This is a genomic window from Psychrobacter sp. 1U2 (assembly GCF_051847575.1).
Genome location: NZ_JBPYDC010001223.1, coordinates 1 through 661, shown reverse-complemented (window position 1 = coordinate 661; position 661 = coordinate 1). Strand labels below are relative to the sequence as shown.

1 protein-coding gene is annotated in these 661 nt (G+C 49.2%); it reads right to left on the bottom strand.

Features of this window, described 5'->3' with window-relative positions; translation table 11 throughout:
* Positions 1-661, bottom strand: a 661-nt coding sequence (locus tag ACS8FD_RS21320) for a KH domain-containing protein (RefSeq protein WP_439277340.1), incomplete at both ends; no start/stop codon positions are given.

Genomic DNA, 661 nt, shown 5'->3' with positions numbered 1-661 from the left:
CAATATCGATAACCGCGCCAGTCTCTTCTGTGAGCTGGCGAATCATCGCGCCGCCTTTACCGATGACATCACGAATCTTATCAGGATTGATTTCGATAACCGCGTAGTTCGGTGCATGAGCGTTGATTTCAGTACGGCTCTCTGGCAATACTTGGTTCATGGCATCCAAGATATGGATACGACCAGCATGAGCTTGCTTTAGCGCTTGCTCCATGATGTCAGGCGTGATGCCTTCGATTTTGATGTCCATCTGTAGCGCAGTGATACCGTCTTTAGAACCAGCGACCTTAAAGTCCATATCGCCTAAATGATCTTCATCACCTAAGATGTCTGACAATACAGCAAAGCGCTCGCCTTCTTTAACCAGACCCATTGCAATACCAGCGACTGGCGCTTTTAATGGTACACCAGCATCCATTAATGCCAAGCTTGCACCGCAAACAGACGCCATAGAAGAAGAACCATTTGATTCAGTGATTTCTGATACCACACGGATGACATACGGGAAGCGTTCGCTGTCCGGTAGCATCGCTTGTACACCACGGCGCGCTAGACGACCATGACCGATTTCGCGACGTTTAGGGATACCTTCACGGCCAGTCTCACCCACTGAGAAATGCGGGAAGTTATAGTGCAGCATGAAATGGTCACGGATAGTGCC